The 18,233-nt window shown below is 68.1% G+C and carries 19 protein-coding genes, 1 pseudogene and 1 riboswitch; of the genes and pseudogenes, 13 read left to right on the forward strand and 7 right to left on the reverse strand.

What is annotated here, in order from left to right:
* Positions 1-38: 38 nt before the first annotated feature.
* Positions 39-1,640, reverse strand: a complete 1,602-nt coding sequence (locus Mschef_RS05025; RefSeq protein WP_081126683.1) for a peptide chain release factor 3 — start codon at positions 1,638-1,640, stop codon at positions 39-41.
* Between the two features lie 98 nt (positions 1,641-1,738).
* Between Mschef_RS05025 and Mschef_RS05030 the strand changes: the two genes are divergently transcribed.
* On the forward strand, positions 1,739-2,980 hold the full coding sequence (locus Mschef_RS05030) for an O-succinylhomoserine sulfhydrylase (RefSeq protein ID WP_197686717.1): 1,242 nt from the start codon (positions 1,739-1,741) through the stop codon (positions 2,978-2,980).
* Between the two features lie 48 nt (positions 2,981-3,028).
* Here Mschef_RS05030 and Mschef_RS05035 read toward each other — a convergent pair whose 3' ends face one another.
* On the reverse strand, positions 3,029-3,772 hold the full coding sequence (locus Mschef_RS05035) for a 2OG-Fe dioxygenase family protein (protein ID WP_081126858.1): 744 nt from the start codon (positions 3,770-3,772) through the stop codon (positions 3,029-3,031).
* Between the two features lie 166 nt (positions 3,773-3,938).
* Positions 3,939-4,051, forward strand: a riboswitch (SAM riboswitch).
* Between the two features lie 62 nt (positions 4,052-4,113).
* On the opposite strand from Mschef_RS05035, the gene metX reads away from it, so the two are divergent.
* The gene (gene metX / locus Mschef_RS05040; RefSeq protein WP_168708933.1) at positions 4,114-5,145 is read left to right on the forward strand and encodes a homoserine O-succinyltransferase MetX; all 1,032 of its coding nucleotides are present in this window, start codon (positions 4,114-4,116) and stop codon (positions 5,143-5,145) included.
* 42 nt (positions 5,146-5,187) lie between these two features.
* On the forward strand, positions 5,188-6,267 hold the full coding sequence (locus Mschef_RS05045) for a homoserine dehydrogenase family protein (RefSeq protein WP_081126859.1): 1,080 nt from the start codon (positions 5,188-5,190) through the stop codon (positions 6,265-6,267).
* 129 nt (positions 6,268-6,396) lie between these two features.
* On the opposite strand, the gene Mschef_RS05050 is transcribed toward Mschef_RS05045, so the two are convergent.
* Together Mschef_RS05050 and Mschef_RS05055 are read right to left on the reverse strand one after the other, a co-directional pair.
* Positions 6,397-6,825 carry a PsiF family protein gene (locus tag Mschef_RS05050; RefSeq protein WP_081126685.1) on the reverse strand — a complete coding sequence of 143 codons (429 nt, stop codon included), beginning with the start codon at positions 6,823-6,825 and terminating at the stop codon, positions 6,397-6,399.
* A 95-nt stretch (positions 6,826-6,920) separates the two neighbouring features.
* Positions 6,921-8,429: an aminotransferase class III-fold pyridoxal phosphate-dependent enzyme gene (locus Mschef_RS05055; protein ID WP_081126686.1), complete on the reverse strand. Its 1,509-nt coding sequence runs from the start codon at positions 8,427-8,429 to the stop codon at positions 6,921-6,923.
* A 449-nt stretch (positions 8,430-8,878) separates the two neighbouring features.
* On the opposite strand from Mschef_RS05055, the gene yajC reads away from it, so the two are divergent.
* The 8 genes and pseudogenes from yajC to Mschef_RS05095 form a co-directional block, all read left to right on the forward strand.
* Positions 8,879-9,217 (forward strand): preprotein translocase subunit YajC, encoded by a 339-nt coding sequence (gene yajC / locus Mschef_RS05060; RefSeq protein ID WP_081126687.1) that lies wholly within the window; start codon positions 8,879-8,881, stop codon positions 9,215-9,217.
* 46 nt (positions 9,218-9,263) lie between these two features.
* A complete protein-coding gene (gene secD, locus Mschef_RS05065) occupies positions 9,264-11,120 on the forward strand; it encodes a protein translocase subunit SecD (protein WP_081126688.1) in 1,857 nt (618 codons plus the stop codon).
* Positions 11,121-11,130: 10 nt separating this feature from the next.
* A complete protein-coding gene (secF, locus tag Mschef_RS05070) occupies positions 11,131-12,093 on the forward strand; it encodes a protein translocase subunit SecF (RefSeq protein WP_081126689.1) in 963 nt (320 codons plus the stop codon).
* A 96-nt stretch (positions 12,094-12,189) separates the two neighbouring features.
* Positions 12,190-12,402, forward strand: a complete 213-nt coding sequence (locus tag Mschef_RS05075) for an antitoxin MazE family protein (RefSeq protein WP_081126690.1) — start codon at positions 12,190-12,192, stop codon at positions 12,400-12,402.
* Positions 12,399-12,725 carry a type II toxin-antitoxin system PemK/MazF family toxin gene (locus tag Mschef_RS05080; RefSeq protein WP_081126691.1) on the forward strand — a complete coding sequence of 109 codons (327 nt, stop codon included), beginning with the start codon at positions 12,399-12,401 and terminating at the stop codon, positions 12,723-12,725. Before Mschef_RS05075 ends, Mschef_RS05080 begins: the two co-directional genes overlap by 4 nt.
* Positions 12,726-12,862: 137 nt before the next feature.
* A complete protein-coding gene (locus Mschef_RS05085; protein WP_339325988.1) occupies positions 12,863-13,183 on the forward strand; it encodes a pilin in 321 nt (106 codons plus the stop codon).
* Between the two features lie 214 nt (positions 13,184-13,397).
* The gene (locus tag Mschef_RS05090; RefSeq protein WP_081126692.1) at positions 13,398-13,604 is read left to right on the forward strand and encodes a type II toxin-antitoxin system HicB family antitoxin; all 207 of its coding nucleotides are present in this window, start codon (positions 13,398-13,400) and stop codon (positions 13,602-13,604) included.
* A 66-nt stretch (positions 13,605-13,670) separates the two neighbouring features.
* A pseudogene (locus Mschef_RS05095) lies at positions 13,671-13,802 on the forward strand (type II toxin-antitoxin system HicA family toxin); the annotation flags it as partial.
* A 36-nt stretch (positions 13,803-13,838) separates the two neighbouring features.
* On the opposite strand, the gene Mschef_RS05100 reads toward Mschef_RS05095, so the two are convergent.
* Together Mschef_RS05100 and Mschef_RS05105 are read right to left on the reverse strand one after the other, a co-directional pair.
* Positions 13,839-14,441, reverse strand: coding sequence for a Uma2 family endonuclease (locus Mschef_RS05100; RefSeq protein WP_081126693.1), 603 nt, complete (start codon positions 14,439-14,441; stop codon positions 13,839-13,841).
* Positions 14,442-14,939: 498 nt separating this feature from the next.
* Positions 14,940-16,379: an IS1182 family transposase gene (locus Mschef_RS05105; RefSeq protein WP_081126278.1), complete on the reverse strand. Its 1,440-nt coding sequence runs from the start codon at positions 16,377-16,379 to the stop codon at positions 14,940-14,942.
* 501 nt (positions 16,380-16,880) lie between these two features.
* Between Mschef_RS05105 and Mschef_RS05110 the strand changes: the two genes are divergently transcribed.
* Positions 16,881-17,315: a pilin gene (locus Mschef_RS05110; RefSeq protein ID WP_081126694.1), complete on the forward strand. Its 435-nt coding sequence runs from the start codon at positions 16,881-16,883 to the stop codon at positions 17,313-17,315.
* A 9-nt stretch (positions 17,316-17,324) separates the two neighbouring features.
* On the opposite strand, the gene Mschef_RS18250 is transcribed toward Mschef_RS05110, so the two are convergent.
* Positions 17,325-17,450: a hypothetical protein gene (locus Mschef_RS18250; protein WP_277921465.1), complete on the reverse strand. Its 126-nt coding sequence runs from the start codon at positions 17,448-17,450 to the stop codon at positions 17,325-17,327.
* Positions 17,451-17,648: 198 nt separating this feature from the next.
* On the opposite strand from Mschef_RS18250, the gene Mschef_RS05115 reads away from it, so the two are divergent.
* Positions 17,649-18,092 (forward strand): pilin, encoded by a 444-nt coding sequence (locus tag Mschef_RS05115; RefSeq protein WP_081126695.1) that lies wholly within the window; start codon positions 17,649-17,651, stop codon positions 18,090-18,092.
* Positions 18,093-18,233: the final 141 nt, after the last annotated feature.

The raw sequence follows: 18,233 nt of genomic DNA on the forward strand, positions 1-18,233 counted from the left end.
CGCGCGCAGCACCCGGGCAGACTCGATGCGTGGCGTGCTCAGCCCGCCAGCGCAGTCGCATGCTCGCGCGTGGCCGCGAACGTCACGCCGGGCGCGCGTTCCTGGGCGAGCTGCAAGTTCACGCGCGAGGGGGCCAGATAGACCAGTTCGCCGGCTGCATCCACGGCCAGGTTCATGGCGTATTTCTCGCGGAATTCCTCGAGTGTTTTCGCATCGCTGCAGCGTACCCAGCGTGCCGTGACGACGCCCACCGCCTCGAAGCCGGCATCCACGCCGTATTCGTCCCGGAGGCGATACGCGACGACCTCGAACTGCAGTGCGCCGACCGCGCCGAGGATCAGATCATTCGACAGCAGCGGGCGGAAGAACTGCGTGGCGCCTTCCTCGGACAGTTGCGCCAGCCCTTTGTGCAATTGCTTGAGCTTGAGCGGATCGCGCAGCCGCGCACGCCGGAACAGCTCCGGCGCGAAGTTGGGAATGCCGGTATAGGTGAGTTTCTCGCCGGCGCTGAAGGTGTCGCCGATGGCGATGGTGCCGTGGTTGTGCAGTCCGATCACATCGCCCGGCCAGGCGCTTTCGGCGATCTCGCGGTCCGCGGCCATGAAGGTCAGCGCGTTGGCCAGCTTCACCTCTTTTCCGGTGCGCACCTGCAGCGCCTTCATGCCCGCCGCGTAGTGGCCCGAGCACACGCGCAGAAACGCCACGCGGTCGCGGTGCTGCGGGTCCATGTTGGCCTGGATCTTGAACACGAAGCCGCTGAAATTTTCCTCGACGGGATCGACCGGACGGGTGATGGTGGCGCGTGGTCGCGGCGCAGGCGCGTGTTCGACGAAGAAATCCAGCAGCAACTGCACGCCGAAGTTGTTCACCGCCGAGCCGAAGAACACCGGCGCCTGCTGCCCGGCCAGGTAGGCCGCGCGGTCGAACGGATGCGAGGCGCCCTGCACCAGTTCCAGCTCGTCGCGCAGTTCGCGCAGCGCCTGCGCGCCGATGCGCGCCAGCAGCTCGGGGGCGTCGAGGCCCTTGAAGATCGTGGAATCCTGGCGCGTGAAGTTGCGCCCCGGCTCGTACAGGTGCACCTCGTCGTCGAGCAGGTGATAGACGCCCTTGAGGCTGGAGCCCATGCCGATGGGCCAGGTGATCGGCGCGCACTGGATCTGCAGCACCGACTCGATCTCGTCGAGCAGGTCGATCGGCGCGCGGCCCTCGCGGTCGAGCTTGTTGACGAAGCTCATGATCGGTGTGTCGCGCAGCCGGCACACGTCCATCAGCTTGATGGTGCGCTCCTCCACGCCCTTGGCGCAGTCGATCACCATCAGTGCCGAGTCCACCGCGGTGAGCACGCGGTAGGTGTCCTCGGAGAAATCCGCGTGGCCGGGCGTGTCCAGCAGATTGACGATGCGCCCGGCGTAGGGAAACTGCATCACCGAGCTGGTCACCGAGATGCCGCGTTCTTTCTCCAGCGCCATCCAGTCGGAGGTGGCATGTCGCGCGGCCTTGCGCCCCTTGACCGAGCCGGCCATCTGGATGGCGCCGCCGAACAGCAGCAGTTTTTCGGTCAGCGTGGTCTTGCCCGCATCCGGGTGCGAGATGATGGCGAAGGTGCGTCGGCGGCGGGTTTCGTCGAGGTGCGCGGACATGGTGACCCACGGATGGCAGCAAGCCGGCCATTGTAGCGGTGCCGGTGCGTGACGCCGCGCTTGCGCCGCACGCGCCGGCCCCCGCGCTACCATCGCCCATGGCCGCAGGCCGTGCCGGCGTGTTCGTGCCGGGATCCGAACTCAACGCGACGGGGTTGCACATGGGCAGTGATTTTCCGCAGGATTTCGACACGCTCGCGGTGCGCGCCGGACAGGTGCGCGGCAGCGAGGGCGAGCACGCCGAGGCGATCTATGCGACCTCCAGCTTCGCCTACGGCAGCGCGGCCGAGGCCGCGGCACGGTTTTCCGGCGCCACGCCGGGCAACGTCTATTCGCGTTTCACCAATCCCACCGTGCGCACGTTCCAGGATCGCCTGGCCGCGCTGGAAGGCGGCGCGGCCTGCGTGGCCACCGCGTCCGGCATGGCCGCCATCCTGGCCACCTGCATGGGTCTGCTGCAGCAGGGCGACCACGTGGTGTGCTCGCGCAGCGTGTTCGGCTCGACGATCAATCTGTTCGAGCGTTACCTCAAGCGCTTCGGCGTGCAGGTGGATTTCGTCGCGCAGACCGAGCTGTCGGCCTGGTCCGCCGCGATCCGTCCGAACACGCGGCTGCTGTTCGCGGAAACGCCCTCGAATCCCCTGCTCGAGCTGGTCGATATCGCCGCGCTGGCCGAGCTGGCGCATGCGCACGGCGCGTTGCTGGCGATCGACAATTGCCTGTGCACGCCGGCGCTGCAGCGACCGCTGGCGCTGGGCGCCGATCTGGTGATCCATTCCGCCACCAAGTACCTCGATGGCCAGGGCCGCTGCCTCGGCGGAGCCGTGGTCGGCGATGCCGAGCGCGTGGGCAAGGACATCTTCGGATTCCTGCGCAGCGCCGGGCCCAGCATGAGTCCGTTCAATGCCTGGGTATTTCTCAAGGGCCTGGAAACGCTGCGTCTGCGCATGCGCGCACACTGCGAGAATGCGCAGCGCCTGGCGCTCTGGCTGCAGGGGCAAGCGCAGGTCGAACGGGTGTATTACCCAGGACTCGCCACGCACCTACAGCACGCGCTGGCGCAGCGGCAACAGGAAGGTTTTGGCGGCATCGTGGCGTTCGAGGTGCGCGGCGGTCAGCAGGCCGCGTGGCGCGTGGTGGATGCCACGCGCATGATCTCGATCACCGGCAATCTCGGCGACAGCAAGAGCACGATCACGCACCCGGCGACGACCACGCACGGCCGCATGAGCACCGCGCAGCGCGCCGAGGCTGGCATCAGCGACGGCCTGCTGCGCGTCTCGGTAGGCCTGGAATCCGTCACCGACATCATCGACGACCTCGCGCGCGGCCTCGGCTGATCGCGCTTCGACGAGGCCGGAGTCTGCGCTTCTCAACAGCGAAGCTGGTCATCCAGGAGGCGGGACAGCGAAAGGCGCTGGATGGCGGTGAGGCGGCGGCAGGGCACGCAGGGTCACCACGAGCACGTCGCGCCAGGCCGGCAGCGCGGGGTCAATGGGCTGCACCGCGGTCACGCCGTGCAGCACGCGCGTGTCGTCCACCAGCGCCGCGTCCAGCGGCGCGGACAAGGTGAACTCGCCCAGCTGCCTGCCATCCGGCGCGTGGATCGTGGTGCTGCCGTGGCGCACGTTGCGGCGTTCGATCAGCAGCACCAGCACCCAGTCCACGCCATCGCGATGACTGCCCTCCGGGGTGGGCTCGCCGGCGGCATCCGCGCGTGCCTCGATGCGGAACTGGTGCACCTCCACGTGCCATCGGCGCACTGCGGGCGACAACGGCGCGAACAGAGCGTGCGCGCTGCGCAGGATGCACAGCAGGCTGGCGCTGGCGGTGATCGCGGGCAGGATCGGCGCGAACCAGCGTTCGATGCCGCCCTGCAACGCGTTGTAGTGGACGCTTTGGTAGTGCGGCTGCGCTACTTCGAGGCGGATCGCGGCGGCATCGAGCGTGAACACCGCGTAGCGTCGTCGCCGCTGGCGTCCCAGCGCGGCAAGGTAGGTGTCCGGTTCGAGCTGGTTCCAGCTCGCGGCGAAGGCGGGCCAGTCGCGCAGGCTGCCATGGGATTCGAGCCACGCGCGCATGCGGGTGGCGGGAATGCGCGCGAAACCGGCGCGGGACAGATCGGTGGGCATGGGGTGGCGCGATGGGTGATGCGCAAACGCGGCAGGCGCGGCGCGGGCGCGCAGCATAGCGCCGCACCGCGCGGTGGTCACGGCGTGCACGCCGCACGATGTCAATGGACGTACAGACGTCTAAACGTCTATTGACATGTTACTGATGCGCGCCTAGAGTGCGCGCACCTCATCCAGATCGGCGTAGGGACAGGCCCAGTGACGCCGAGGCAGCCAGCGCGATGCGCAAGGTGCCAATTCCTGCGGAGCGCGCATGGTGCGCGATCCGGAAGATGGGCGGGCGCGGATGGTCTGCGCTGCGCGCTTCCGGAGTCCGCGGGACTGGATCACCGGAGCCACCGATGAGCCTGCTCGATCTGCAACCCGCCCGGCACGCGCTGGCGCAATCCACGACTTCGGCATCCGCGCCGCACGACAGCGACCTGCATGAAGGCGAAGCGCGGCTGTGGTTGCGGCCCGCGCACGGCCACGAGGCGCGCGCGCTGCGCGTGGCATGGCGCCTGCACGGGCCGGCCGCAGCGCCGGTCATCGCGGTGCTGGGCGGCATCTCGGCGGACCGGCAGGTGGCCGACGCCGCCGGGCAGCCCGGCTGGTGGCAGACGCAGACCGCGCGCGACGGCGCGCTGGATGTCGCGCGCTGGCGCGTGCTCAGTTTCGACTGGCTGGATGCGGAAAGCCTGGCGGCTGACGCCGTCGACAGCCGTGACCAGGCGCAGGCCCTGGCCGGCGTGCTCGATGCGCTGGGCATCGCGCGCCTGCATGCGCTGGTGGGAGCGTCCTACGGCGCGATGGTCGGGCTGGCTTTCGCCGCGCAGTTTCCGGCGCGGCTGCGGCGCTTGATCGCCATCGCCGGTGCGCACCGCGCGCACCCGCAGGCCGCGGCGCTGCGCGCGGTGCAGCGCGGCATCGTGCGCCTCGCGCTGGACAGCGGCGACGCCGCGCGCGGCCTGGCGTTGGCGCGGCAACTGGCGATGATCGGCTACCGCAGCCCGCGTGAACTGGCGCGGCGCTTCGATGCGCCGGCCGTGCTCGCCGCGGGCCGCGTGCGCGTGGCCGCGGAGGACTGGCTGGAAGGTGCCGGCGCGCGTTTCGTGCAGCGCTTCGACGCGCGGCGGTTCCTGGCGTTGTCCGAATCCATCGATCTGCACGCGCTCGATCCTGCCGCGGTGCGCGTGCCGACCACGCTGATCGGCTTCAGCACCGACCAACTGGTGCCGGTGGCCGACTTGTGCGCGCTGCAGCGCGGCCTCGGCGCGCCGTGCGAGCTGCACGTGCTGGACTCCGATTACGGCCACGACGCGTTCCTCAAGGAAACCGCGGCGCTGGGCGCGCTGCTGCGCGCCGCGCTGGTGCAGGCAGCCGGCCATGCGTGAGCGTGCATGGGTCGGGCACGCCGCCGCGCGCAAGGTGCCGGCGTGAATGCGCTGCTGGCCGGGCAGGCGTCGCTGCCGCGCGCGTTGCGGCGGCGCCACGCCGTGGTGCTGCTCGGCACCGGCATGGTCGGCGGCGCATTCCTCAGGTTGCTGGACACGCCGGCGGGCGCGGCGCTGGGCCTGGTCGGCGCGGCCAACTCGCGCCATCAGCAGACCGATCCCGCGGGCCTGGCCGAGCGCAGCCTGCGTGAGCGGCTGGCTGTCGCCGGCGCCGCGCGCGACGACGCGGCCCTGCTGGCCGCGCTGGATGCCGACGCGGCAGTGCACAAGGTGATCATCGATGCCAGCGCCAGCGCGGTGCTGGCCGCGCGCCACCCGGCGTGGCTGGCGCGCGGCTACCACGTGGTCACCGCCAACAAGGCGCTGGCCGGCGGCGATCTGCAAGGTTGGCACGCGCTACAGGCGGCGTGCGCGGGCCACGCGCGCTATGGCGATGCGGCCACGGTCGGCGCCGGTCTGCCGGTGCTGTCCACGCTGCGCCGGCTGCACGCTTGCGGCGATGCGCTGCTGTCCCTCGAAGGCGTGTTGTCCGGATCGCTGTCGTGGCTGTTCAACCGCTACGACGGCACGCGGCCGTTCTCGGCGCTGCTGCGCGAGGCGCGCGCGCGCGGCTACACCGAGCCCGATGCGCGTGCCGACCTGTCCGGCGAGGATGTCGCGCGCAAGCTGTTGATCCTGGCGCGCACGGCTGGCTTCGCGCTGACCCGCGCCGCCGTGCAGGTGGAGAACCTGGTGCCCGAGGTGCTGCGCGCGCTCGACACCGGGCAGTTCGCGGCCAACCTCGAAGCGCTGGACGCGCCGCTGGCCGCGCGCCATGCCGCGGCCACGGCACGCGGCGCGGTGCTGCGCCATCTCGCACGCATCGATCGCCACGGCCGCGCGCAGGTGGGGCTGGTCGAGGTGGCCGCCACGCATCCGGCGGCGCATCTGCGCGGCACCGACAACCTGTTCGCGCTCAAGACCACGCGCTACCGCGCGCAGCCGCTGGTGATCCAGGGCCCCGGCGCCGGCCCGGAAATCACCGCGCAGGCGCTGCTGGGTGATGTGCTGGCGCTGGTCTGATGCGGAGGGTGATCGAATATCAGGAATGAGGGGCCGTGGGCGCGGGCGGGGCGTGGCGCATGGCCTTGTCTTCTTGAAAAGCGGGCGCCGTGGCGCCCGCAGGGTATGCGAACCCGCCGCGTGGCGCGATCAATGCGCTTTCAGGCACGTGCTCATGAACATGGTGCGTTCGGCACCCATCAGTTTCTTGGCCTTGGCCTCGGCGCTGCAGGTTTTCATTTTTTCGTTCTGCATGGCCTTGCCGCCCATCATGCCGGGCTTGGCCATTTCATGCTTGGCCATCATTTCGTGCTCGGCCATTTCATGCTTGGCCGTCATGCTGGGCTTGGCCATTTCGTGCTTGGCCGTGGCCATCGGCATGGCGGCGTGGCCCTTCATGCAATGGCTCATGAAGGTCTTGTGCTCGGCGCCGTGCATGCCCTTGGACTGGTGGCTGCACTCGGCCATGCGCTCCTGCTGCGGCGTCATGGTCTTGCCGCTGGCGGTGGTGGCGGCGCTGGCGCCGCCGGCGAACAACAGGCAGGCGAGCGCCAGGCTCGCGATCAGACGAATCTGCATGGAAAACCCCTCCAGACGATGAGCCGATCCCACGACCGGCTCATCGAGTTTACGCGCGCCCCATGGCACCAGCCGGCGCGGCGCGGGGTGGGCGTTCAGGCTGCGGCGCGGGCACCGGCCGGCTGTTGCAGGCGCGGGCCTTCCAGCAGGGCCCGCCGCAGATGCGCGACGATCAGTTCGATTTCGCCGCTGTTCACGTTGAAATGCGGGGTGTAGCGCAGCGAATTGGCGCCGCCGTGGATCACGCCGATGCCGTGCAGGCGCAGCCATTCCTCGGTGGAGCCGGCGCCAAAGCACTTGAACTGCGGCGCCAGTTCGCAGGAAAACAGCAAGCCGGTGCCCTGTACCTTGGTGATCAGGCCGGGCAGTTCGTCCTTGAGCGCGTTGAACTTGGCCAGAAACTCCTGGCCGCGCGCGCGGATGTTCGCGCGCATCTGTGGCGTGAGCATGCCCAGCGTGGTGCAGGCCACGTCCAGCGCGCGCGGGTTGCTGGTCATGGTGTTGCCGTAGATGCCCTTGCGGTACAGCGCCGCGGTGCGCGCGTTCAGCGCCAGCACCGACAGCGGGTAATGACCGGCGTTGAGCGCCTTGGAATAGGTTTCCATGTCCGGCGCGTCGAGCCCCTCGAAGCCGGGGTAATCGACGATCGACAGCACGCCGTGCGCGCGCAGCCCGGCCTGGATCGAGTCCACCAGCAGCAGCGTGCCGTGTTCACGGGTGAGCTCGCGCGCGGCCTGGTAGAACGCCGGCGTCAGCGCGCGGCCCGGATCGCCTTCGCCCATCACCGGCTCGATGAACATGGCCTCGATGTGCCAGCCCTCGCGCGCGGCGTCGGCGAAGGTCCGCTGCAACTGCTCCACGTCGTAGGCCGCGACGGTGAGCAGGTGCGCGGCGTCGTGCTGGTAGCTGGCCAGGTGCTGCGTGTAGGTCTTGCGCGAGGAATCGGAATACTGCGCCGGCAGCTCGGTGCGGCCGTGGAAGGCGCCCTTGACCGCGAGGCGTTTCACCGTGCGTCCCGCGTGCGGCGCGTCGGGGTCGGTCATCAGCTTGGTGTTCACGTCGGCGAAACGGCCGGCCAGGCTCACCGCCTCCGAGCCCGAGTTCAGGCACAGGAAATGCGAATACGGACAGCCGCCGCGGGTATGGCCGATCTCGGCGCGCAGCGCCGCGTCGAAGCGCAGTTGCGACACGCTTGGCGTCATCACGTTGGCCATCACCTGATGTCGCGCCATGGCGTCGATCACCGGCTGCGGCGCGTGGCCAAAGCCGAGCATGCCGTAGCCGCCGTTGTCGTGCAGCACCGCGCCCTTGAGGGTGACCAGCCACGGTCCGCGCGCGGTCAGCGCGATGTACGGGTTGACCGCGTCGTCCGGGTAGAAATTGACGAAGCCGGCCTGCGCGCGCTGGATCTGCGCGTGCTCGTCCAGCGCCACGAACTCGGGCATCTCGGCCTTGAGCCTGGCGAACGCGGCCACGGCCTCGTCCACCGCGGCGATCAGGTTGGCGTCGTCGGCGAAGCCGCGCAGGCTGGCCTCGTCTAGGCCCTGGCACAGCGCGCGCCCGCCGGCGGCACGCAATTCGGCGAGTTTTTGCAGCAGCTGCATGATGGTTCCTCCCGCGCCGACGCCGCCCGAACGGACGCGCGTGTTGCGCTAAGTGTCTATCAGTAAAAGGATTTGTACAGGATACCACCCGCGTCGCGGGGGCGGTACCCCCGGCGCCGCTTCGTCATAACCCTTGCGCACGGACCTGCTCGCGCGCAGGCGCGCGCGGCATGGCCTTCGCTTCCGTCATCGCCGCCACCGCTTCGTCTGAGCTTGCCCGCAAGCCATCCCCGCCACCGCTGCGTCCCTTATTCCCACCCCCGCCTTCGCGGGGGCAGGCACTGCGTGGGAATGACGCGCAGCGGGGCGTAGGAATGACGGGTCCGCGCCGGTCCCGCGCCAGCCCCATGACGGTCGCATGGCGTGCGCCGCGCCTGCAGGACCGCGGGGCGCGTGGCATACTTCAGCGCTTTTGAACGCCGGCACGCCGGCCCTGACCGAGACCGACGATGGATTTCCTGATTCCCTCCGCCCACGCCGCAGGCGCGGCTCCCGCAGCAGCCCCAGGTGGTGGTGGCCTGCAGTTCATCATCATGATGGTGGTGCTGTTCGGCCTGATGTATTTCATGATGATCCGCCCGCAGATGAAGCGGCAGAAAGAACTCAAGAAGATGATTTCCGAGCTGGCCAAGGGCGACGAAGTCATCACCACCGGCGGCATGGTCGGGCGCATCGACGCCATGGACGAGAGCTTCATCAGCCTCGAGGTGGCGACCAACGTCACCGTGCGCATCCAGCGCCAGGCCATCTCCGCGGTGCTGCCCAAGGGCACGCTGAAGTCCTCTTGAACTCGCGTTGCGCCACGCGCTGGCGCGGCCCAGGTGGAACCCGATCATGAACGACTTTCCCCGCTGGAAATACTGGCTGGTGCTGGTGGTGCTGCTGTTCGGCATCCTGTATGCGCTGCCCAACGCATTCCGTCCGCAGGCCGCGGTGCAGATCCAGGGCAGCAACAGCAACCCGATCACGCCCGCGCTGCAGCAGCAGATCGCGCAGGACCTGCAGAAATCCGGCGTGCCCAGCCCCACCCCCGACCTGAAGGGCGAGCGCCTGTTGCTGCGTTTTCCCAACACCAACGTGCAGCTCAAGGCCTACACCGTGCTGCGCGATGCGCTGGGCGACAAGTACGTGGTGGCGGTGAACCTGGCCAGCTCGGTGCCCGCCTGGCTGCGCGCCATCGGCGCCAACGCCATGCCGCTGGGCCTGGATCTGCAAGGCGGCGTGCACTTTTTGATGCAGGTGGATGCCAACAGCGTGCTCGACCAGCAGATGCATCGCTATCTGGAAGACGTGCGCGACAGCCTGCGCGCCAAGAAGATCGACTATCGCAGCGTCGAGCGCCGCGGCAGCACGATCACCGTGGTGCTGAAGACCGCCGCCGCGCGTGACGCCGCGCGCACGCTGATCAATACCAACGACACCGCGCTGACCGTGGCCAATGGCGCTTCCGGCGCGGGCGACTATGTGCTGACCGCGGTGCTCAGCCCGGCCGAGATGGACAAGATCGAAGGCTCGATCATCCACCAGAACCTGGCCACCATGCGCAACCGCGTCAACGCGCTGGGCGTGTCCGAACCGGTGATCCAGCAGCAGGGCGCCACGCGCATCGTGGTCGAACTGCCCGGCGTGCAGGACACCGCCGAGGCCAAGAAGATCCTCGGCGCCACCGCCACCATCGAATACCACGCCGTCGATCAGAACGTGGACGTGGCGCAGGCGGTGAAAACCGGCATCGTGCCGCCCGAGGACCGCCTGTACTACATGCGCGACGGCCAGCCGATCGTGCTGAAGAAACAGGTGATCGCCTCCGGTGACCAGATGCTCAACGCCAGCGCCGGCTTCGACTCGCAGTCCGGCCAGCCCACGGTCAACGTCGAGCTGGATTCGGCCGCCGCCACGCGCATGTTCGACTTCACCACCAAGAACGTCGGCAAGCCGATGGCGGTGGTGTACATCGAGCGCATCCCCGAGGTGAAAACCGTCGACGGCAAGGAAGTGCACACCTCCAAGACCAAGGAAATGGTCATCAGCAGCGCCACCGTGCAGGGCGTATTCGGCAAGAACTTCCAGACCACCGGCCTGACCCAGACCGAGGCCACCAGCCTGGCGCTGCTGCTCAAGTCCGGCTCGCTGGCCGCGCCCATGAACATCGTCGAGGAGCGCGTGATCGGTCCCAGCCTGGGCCAGCTCAATATCGAGAAGGGCCTGCTCTCGGTGCTGCTCGGCCTGGGCCTGGTGCTGGTCGCGGCGGCGATCTACTACAAGCTGTTCGGCCTGGTCGCCGACATCGCCCTGGTGTTCAACCTGATCCTGCTGGTCGCGGTGCTCAGCCTGTTCCAGGCCACGCTGACCATGCCCGGCATCGCCGGCATCGTGCTCACCCTGGGCATGGCGATCGACGCCAACGTGCTGATCTGCGAGCGCATCCGCGAGGAACTGCGCAACGGCTCGACGCCGCTGGCCTCGATCCGCGCCGGCTACGAGAAAGCCTGGGCGACCATCCTCGACGCCAACGTCACCCACCTGCTGGCGGCCACCGGACTGATGATCTTCGCCTCCGGCTCGATCCGCGGCTTCGCCATCACGCTCGGCGTGGGCATCCTCACCTCGATGTTCACCTCGGTGACCGTCACCCACGCCGTCACCGCGCTGATCCACGGCGGCCGCAAGCTCAAGACGCTGTCGGTATAAGGACCCAGCCATGGAAATCTTCAACCCGCACAGCAACATCCATTTTCTCAACCTGCGCAAATACAGCATCGGCATCGCGCTGGTGCTGTTCCTGGGTTCGGTCGCGCTGATCGCCACGCGCGGGCTCAACTACGGGCTGGATTTCACCGGCGGCGTGCTGGTCGAGGTCAGCTACGCCAAGCCCATCGACGCCGGCGCGGTGCGCGACACCCTGGCCAAGGCCGGCTACGAGCACGCGCTGGTGCAAAGCCTGGGCGGCACGCGCGAGTTGTCCATCCGCCTGCAGCCGCACAACGCGGCCGACAAGAACCTCAGCCAGCAGCAGGGCACCGCCGACCAGTTGGCCGCCACGGTGATGAAGGTCCTGCAGGCCGCGCGTCCCGACGCCACGCTCAAGCGCACCGATTTCGTCGGCCCGCAGGTCGGCTCCGAGCTGCGCAACGACGGCATCGTGGCGGTGATCTTCGTCATCTTCGGCATCATGATCTACCTGTGGGCGCGCTTCGAGAAACGCTTCGCCGTGGCCGCGCTGATCACCGAGGTGCACGACACCGTGGTCACGCTGGGTTTCTACGCGCTCACCCAGCGCGATTTCGACCTCACCGTGCTGGCCTCGGTGCTGGCCGTGGTGGGTTATTCGATCAACGACAAGGTCGTCGTGTTCGACCGCGTGCGCGAGCTGTTCCGCACCGCGCGCCGCGCCGAGCCCGAGGAAGTGCTCAACCGCGCCATCAACAACACCCTGTCGCGCACCATCATCACCTCGTTGTTCACCGGCATCGCCATGGCCGCGCTGTTCTTCTTCGGCGGCCCCGCCGTGCATGGCTTCGCCATCACCATGCTGTTCGGCATCCTCATCGGCACGCTGTCGTCGATCTTCATCTCCAGCCCGCTGCTGCTGTGGATGGGCGTGTCCAAGAAAGACCTGATGCCGGTGACCAAGGACAATCCGGAACTCGCGCGCCGGCCCTGAGCGGACCGCCTCCAGGCAAGCCGCGCCTTGCGCGCGCGGCTTGCACGACCTTCCGGGCGGTGCCAGGCTGTTACTTGTAACAGCACGATGCCCGCCATGACCACACCCATCGCCGTTCGCGTGTCCCGCCACCGCCAAGCCTTGCGCAAGGCAGGACTGCGCCCGGTGCAGCTCTGGGTTCCCGATACGCGCGCGCCCGGCTTCGCCGACGCATGCCGGCGCCAATCCGCGCTGCTGCTGGATGACGCGCACGAACGCGCAAGCCTGCACTGGATCGAGGACGTGTTCAGCAGCGCGGGCTGGAAGTGAAGCGCGGCGATCTGGTCACCATTGTCCTGCAGGGCGATCAGGGCAAACCGCGGCCCGCGCTGGTGATCCAATCGGACTTCTTCGCCGCGCACCCCTCCGTCACGGTGCTGCCGGTGACCAGCGAGTTGCGCGCGGCACCGCTGTTTCGCGTGGACATCGAACCCGGCGCCGGCAATGGCTTGCGCAAACCCTCGCAGGTGATGCTGGACAAGGCCGTCACCGTGGCGCGCGACAAGATCGGCGCCAGCATCGGCGTGATCGACGCCCCCATCCTGCAAGACGTCGTGCGCCGCCTGGCGGTGTTTCTCGGTATCGCCAAATAGCCGGGGCGCCGTACTGTGTGAGGTTCATCACAACGTAACCATTGTTTGGCCCGGAACCTGCTCGCCATTCACCCCGTATCCAGGGGGAATCCACCCATGCGCAGGCCCATGCAGTCCGGTTTCACGCTGATCGGCTGATGATCGTGGTGGCCATCCTCGCCATCCTCGCCATCCTCGCCGCCATCGCCATCCCGGCGTACCAGAACTACCTGATCCGCGCCCAGTTCAGCGAAGGCTGGTCGCTGGCGGGCAGCGCCCGATCGGCGGTGGAACTGTTCGCCAACGAAACCGGCCGTATGCCCGGCGACAACGCCTCGGCCGGCTTGCCGGGCGCCAATTCGATTTCTGGCAATTATGTGTCCAGCGTCACCGTCACCGGCGGCGTGGTCACGATGGCCTATGGCGGGCCCAAGGCCAACAAGGCGATCCCCGCGCCACGCTGCAACTGTCGCCGGTGAAGGGCAGCGGCTCGATCCTGTGGAACTGCAAGCCCGGCAGCGGCCTGAGCCTGCAATACCTGCCCGCGAACTGCCGCTGAGCCGGTCCAGCTCGTGCCGGGTGCGGCTCGGCATCCCCGCATTCACGGCTGCCGCGCGCCCCCTCCATGCTGCCCGACAGCCCCTGCTTCGCGCGATACTGACATGCAGTGCCAGGCTCTTCCGGGAGGTCGCCATGTTGTTCACTGCCATTTTATTGCCTGCCGCCGAGGGCGGATTTACCGCGCTGAATCCGGAAACCGGATCGACCTCGCAGGGCGCAACGGTTGAAGAAGCGTTGACCAATCTGCGCGAGGCAACCGCGCTGCATGTCGAGGAATTTCCCGTGGCGGGCGCAGGGCGGCCGCTGGTGACCACCTTCGAAGTGGCTGTGCGTGCCTAGCCTGCCGCATGTTTCCGGAGACACCGTGGTGCGCACGCTGCAGCGACTGCGCTTCGCGGCAGCCACGTCGTACTCCGGCGTGGCACCAGCGGCTGCGTGGTGCCCTTGCATCGCGAACTCAAGCTGGGCACCCTCGCTGGCGTGCTCAAACAAGCAGGGCTGACGACACAAGAGTTCATCGACGCGCTGCATGTCTGAGCTTGTCATGCTGAGCGCAGCGAAGCATCCCGGCATTCACGGCTGCCGCGCGGGTTCATCCGGGCCAGGTGCGCCCACGATACCTTCAGCCTGCACGCCCTCGAACACCGCGTCCATCGGGATGCCCGCATCCACGCTGGCCAGCATCAGCGCCGCCGCGCCGCTCTGGTCGTGCAGTTCGAACAGGCCGCGCTCGTTGCGCCGAAACACTTCCACGCCGCGCGTCTCCGAGTCGATCAGCACGTACTCGCGCAGACTGCCCAAGCCACGATACGCCGCGAACTTCGCGCCGCGATCGAACGCCTGCGTGCTGGCCGACAGCACTTCCACGATCAGCACGGGATGCTCGAACACCATCTCCGTGCGCAGATCGCGCGCATCGCAGGTAACGAACACGTCCGGGTAGAACACCGCGTCGTCGGCCACGCGCACTTTCATGCTTTCGATAAACGCCTGACAGGGCTTGCCCTGCAATCGCGTCTTCAGTGCCGCGGCAACGTTCAAGGCCACGATGCCATGCACGCGTCGCGCGCCGACCCTGGCGAACACCTCGCCGCGGTAAAATTCATGGCGCCCCGGCTGCTGGTTTTCCCAGTCCAGAAAGGCTTGCAGGCTCATTTTTGCTAGCGGCAAGGACATCGCGTGGGCTCCGTCGGGTCACGACTGGCGCGGCCAGTGTAGCGCCGGGGCCGGGCGTTGGATGGGCGCTAGGACAGCGAAAGGCACTGGATCCCCGCCTGCGCGGGGATGACGAAAACGAGGTCATTCCCGGGCTCCACTGCTCGTCGTCCTCCCCGTGCTCCACTGCTCGTCATCCCCGCGCAGGCGGGGATCCAGTGAGAACAAGGCGACCCCTCGCCCCTGGGAAACGACCAACGGGGAAGTCCGCCAGAGAGGGCCAGGGACGAAGGTCCACCGGCGGCCAACCACCCTCACCCCTGCCGCACCACGTCAACCGAGGTGACGCGCCGCGTCAGAGGCTGTGAGTTTTTCGGTTGTCGGCGTGGGCGCGACGGCTGCTGATGCTGGACGTGGTCGCCTGCGCGTGCGGTCGAATGGCGCAGACGGTGCCCGTGATGGGTGTCGGTCTCCCGAACTTCGCGCTGGCTGAGCGCTTTGGGGCCATTTCTTGCCCTCTCATGCGGCCTGCGCCGCCATGGCGGACGGATCTGTCCCCCAACCGATGAGTTGCGGTGCCAGCGCGGCGGTGCGCAACAGGTTGTGCGCCAGCACGAACAGGCCCACCACCGAGCGGACCTTGGCCAAGCCACGCACGGGCATGCGCAGCAGGCCTCGGTTACGCGCCTGGGCGTTGACGCATTCGGCGGTTGCCGCGCGCTGCTTGTAGATGTCCCTGGCCTCGCTGCCGGCCATGCGCACGCGCCACTGGGCCACCGCCTCGGAGTCATCGGGCTTGGGTTGGTGCTTGTCCTGCGCGACCTCCTTGCCCTGCGCGTCCTGCTTCGTCCTGGGTTCTGGCACCGGCGCGTAGACCTTGGTCCTGCCGGCCACCGCATCGATCTGCTCGTGCGCGGGGAAGCCGCCATCGACCAGCCACTGCTCCGGGCTGCGCCCCAGGCGCTGCGCGACCTGCTCGACCATCGGCGCCAGTTGCGCCATGTCGCTGCCGGCGGTGACCACGTCCATGCCGACGATGACCTGTTCTTCGCAGGTGGTGGCAAACTGCACGTTGAACGCCGGACGGAAACCGCCGTCGCCCATCTTCATGACCCGCGCGTCGGCGTCGGTGGTGCTCGCTCTGGCGTCTTCGGCCCTGGAGCCGTTGCGCTTCTTGGCAGCGGCCACTTCAGGCAGTTGCTCCAGCGCCGCCTGGATGCGCGCTTCGCGCTCCCGGGCCGCGCGCAGCTTGGCCGCCTGCGCTTGCCGCCGGGCTTGACCCGGATCGGCCTGGGCCTGCGTCTTGATCGTCTGCACCAGCTCGCGGGCCTGGCTCAGGTGGTCGTCCAGGCTGGCTTGGCGGCGGAACGAGGCGGCACCCGCAGCGGCGCGAACGCGCATGCCGTCCTGCGCCACGCGCTGCAAGGTGATCGCACCCACCGCGGCCAGGGCGGCTACGTTATCCGTGAGCAGCTCGTCCATCAGCGCTTCGTTGCCCGCACGAAAATCATTGAGCGCGTGATAGTTCACCGACACGCCGCCGCAAATCCACCGGTACGCATCGTGCTCCAGGCTCAGCCGCGCCACTTCGCGGCCGCTGCCCACACCGTCCAGCGTGGCGTACAGCCACAGTGCGAACAGAATGCGCGGGTCGATCGCCGCACGACCGGCGTTGCTGCCGCGCGCCTTGACCGCCTCGATCAACCGACTCAGGTCCTGACGCTCGACGTAACCCCACACCAGTCGCGCCCGGTGGTCCTCGGGCAACAACGATTCCAGGTCCGAGGCGCGCAGCTCCACCTGCAAACGGTTGGGTTCGAGCAATCGCGGCGCGCCTTGCTCTCGCTGCATCGCCGCCTTGGCCTGCGCCTCCCGTACCTGGGCTTCGCTGGGCTCGGGCAGGTCCAGAAACAGGCCTGTCTGCGTCGCCGCCGGGTCATGCTCAGTGGATGTCGTCATGCTCGCTATCATGCCTGCCGCACAACCGTTTGGGTGGCTCAGAGAAAAACTCTCACCCTCTCAGGCCTTGCCCTTGCGCGAATGTTGCGCGGCAGGTCGTGCGTGGTCGCCGCGGACGGCGGCGGGCCTGCCACGCGCGCCGGGGCGGCACCGGGTGGGCGCCCGCCAACCGCGCCGTCGCGCGGGAAGGGCTTGCAAATCCGTTACGTTCGCCGCGTGCGCGTGACGTCGCGCACGCTTTGGCGCCGACGCGTGCCGCGCACGGCCCGCGCACGCTTGCGCCGCGTTCACATTCGCATGCACACTCATCCGGTTCGCGTGGCTCGCGCGCGGACACCGGGGGCGTTGGCACGATCACTGCTTCGATACCCGGTGAGCTTCGGCCGTTGCCGCCGTGGAGTGATCCCAGCGGTTGGCCGGCAGACCTGCCTAGGAGGGTCTACAGGCCAGGGGGCTCAGAGGCTACAACGTCAGCTGACCAACTACTTTCGAGGTAACACCATGAAGACGATGCAGAAAGGCTTCACCCTGATCGAATTGATGATCGTGGTTGCGATCATCGCGATCCTGGCCGCGATCGCCATCCCGGCCTACCAGAACTACCTGATCCGCGCGCAGGTTGCGGAAGGCATGTCGCTGATGGGCGCCGCCAAGACCGGCGTGGCCGAATACTACGGCAACTACGGCGGCTTCCCTGGTAGCAACTTGTCTGCTGGCATCGCCACGGACACCAGCATCAGCGGCAACTACGTGTCAAAGGTCGCTGTCAGTACGGGTGGTTTGATCACCGCCACGTTCAATGGTCCCAAGGTGAACACCAACATCGCTGGCAAGACGCTGATCCTGTCGCCCATTGCCAATGTCGGCAGCATCAACTGGACCTGCAGCACGACCAGCTCGATTTCGCAACAGTACCTGCCCGCCACCTGCCGCTGATCGCAGTTGTCACGGGTTTGACAAGGGCCGCCCCGCGCGGCCCTTTTCTTTGGCGCGCAGCGCAGCGCGCAGCAGCAGCGCCGCGACGCGCAGGCCCAGCGCGATGCCCCGCGCCGCGCTGCCACGGTTCGGCATCCCCACGCCCCGCATATTCCCGCCCGCGCGGGAATGACGACGAGGTGGCAGGGGTGACGTCGGGAGGCGCAGGCATGACGTGTGCGCGGGAACGACGCGGGCGCACGCGCGCATTCTGTGTGACGCACGTCACGATGTAACCATTGTTTGGCCCGGAACCTGCTTGATATTCACCCCGAATCCAGGGGGAATCCACCCATGCGCAGGCCCATGCAGTCCGGCTTCACGCTGATCGAGCTGATGATCGTGGTGGCCATCATCGCCATCCTCGCCGCCATCGCCATCCCGGCGTACCAGAACTACCTGATCCGTGCCCAGGTCACCGAAGGCCTGTCGCTGGCTGATGGCACCAAGGCTGCGGTGTGGGACTACGTTTCCACTTTCGGTAAGTTTCCCAGCAATAACACCTCGGCGGGCTTGCCAACCGCGACCTCGATCTCGGGCAATTACGTTTCCGGGGTCACGGTCAGCAGCGGTGCCGTCGTGGTGGCGTTCGGTGGCCCCAAGGCCAACATCAATCTCGGTACTTCAGCCACGCTGTCGCTCTCGCCGACAATCGGCACCGGCTCGATCCAGTGGACGTGCAAGCTTCCGGCCGGCAGCACGCTGCAGCAGCAATACCTTCCCGCCGCCTGCCGCTGAGCCACGCCCAGACCGCGCGCGGCCGGTGCCGACCGGTTCTGCGGCGACCCGCCGCGCCGCGACCCACCCGCGCTGGCGGCAAGCAAGGCACGACCGTCGCCGCGTTGCGCCTGCTCGTCATCCGCGCGGGCCAGCCAGCGT

Source organism: Metallibacterium scheffleri (genome assembly GCF_002077135.1).
In the GTDB taxonomy this organism is placed as follows: Bacteria; Pseudomonadota; Gammaproteobacteria; order Xanthomonadales; family Rhodanobacteraceae; genus Metallibacterium; species Metallibacterium scheffleri.

Coding starts and splice junctions, on each gene's coding strand:
- Mschef_RS05035 (WP_081126858.1), bottom strand. CDS start 3,772: ATGCCCACCGATCTGTCCCGCGCCGGTTTCGCGCGCATTCCCGCCACC.
- Mschef_RS05090 (WP_081126692.1), top strand. CDS start 13,398: ATGTTGTTCACTGCCATTTTATTGCCTGCCGCCGAGGGCGGATTTACC.
- metX (WP_168708933.1), top strand. CDS start 4,114: ATGAGCCTGCTCGATCTGCAACCCGCCCGGCACGCGCTGGCGCAATCC.
- yajC (WP_081126687.1), top strand. CDS start 8,879: ATGGATTTCCTGATTCCCTCCGCCCACGCCGCAGGCGCGGCTCCCGCA.
- Mschef_RS05110 (WP_081126694.1), top strand. CDS start 16,881: ATGAAGACGATGCAGAAAGGCTTCACCCTGATCGAATTGATGATCGTG.
- Mschef_RS05050 (WP_081126685.1), bottom strand. CDS start 6,825: ATGCAGATTCGTCTGATCGCGAGCCTGGCGCTCGCCTGCCTGTTGTTC.
- Mschef_RS05055 (WP_081126686.1), bottom strand. CDS start 8,429: ATGCAGCTGCTGCAAAAACTCGCCGAATTGCGTGCCGCCGGCGGGCGC.
- Mschef_RS05025 (WP_081126683.1), bottom strand. CDS start 1,640: ATGTCCGCGCACCTCGACGAAACCCGCCGCCGACGCACCTTCGCCATC.
- Mschef_RS05075 (WP_081126690.1), top strand. CDS start 12,190: ATGACCACACCCATCGCCGTTCGCGTGTCCCGCCACCGCCAAGCCTTG.
- Mschef_RS05105 (WP_081126278.1), bottom strand. CDS start 16,379: ATGACGACATCCACTGAGCATGACCCGGCGGCGACGCAGACAGGCCTG.
- secF (WP_081126689.1), top strand. CDS start 11,131: ATGGAAATCTTCAACCCGCACAGCAACATCCATTTTCTCAACCTGCGC.
- secD (WP_081126688.1), top strand. CDS start 9,264: ATGAACGACTTTCCCCGCTGGAAATACTGGCTGGTGCTGGTGGTGCTG.
- Mschef_RS05085 (WP_339325988.1), top strand. CDS start 12,863: ATGATCGTGGTGGCCATCCTCGCCATCCTCGCCATCCTCGCCGCCATC.
- Mschef_RS05115 (WP_081126695.1), top strand. CDS start 17,649: ATGCGCAGGCCCATGCAGTCCGGCTTCACGCTGATCGAGCTGATGATC.
- Mschef_RS18250 (WP_277921465.1), bottom strand. CDS start 17,450: ATGCCGAACCGTGGCAGCGCGGCGCGGGGCATCGCGCTGGGCCTGCGC.
- Mschef_RS05100 (WP_081126693.1), bottom strand. CDS start 14,441: ATGTCCTTGCCGCTAGCAAAAATGAGCCTGCAAGCCTTTCTGGACTGG.
- Mschef_RS05030 (WP_197686717.1), top strand. CDS start 1,739: ATGGCCGCAGGCCGTGCCGGCGTGTTCGTGCCGGGATCCGAACTCAAC.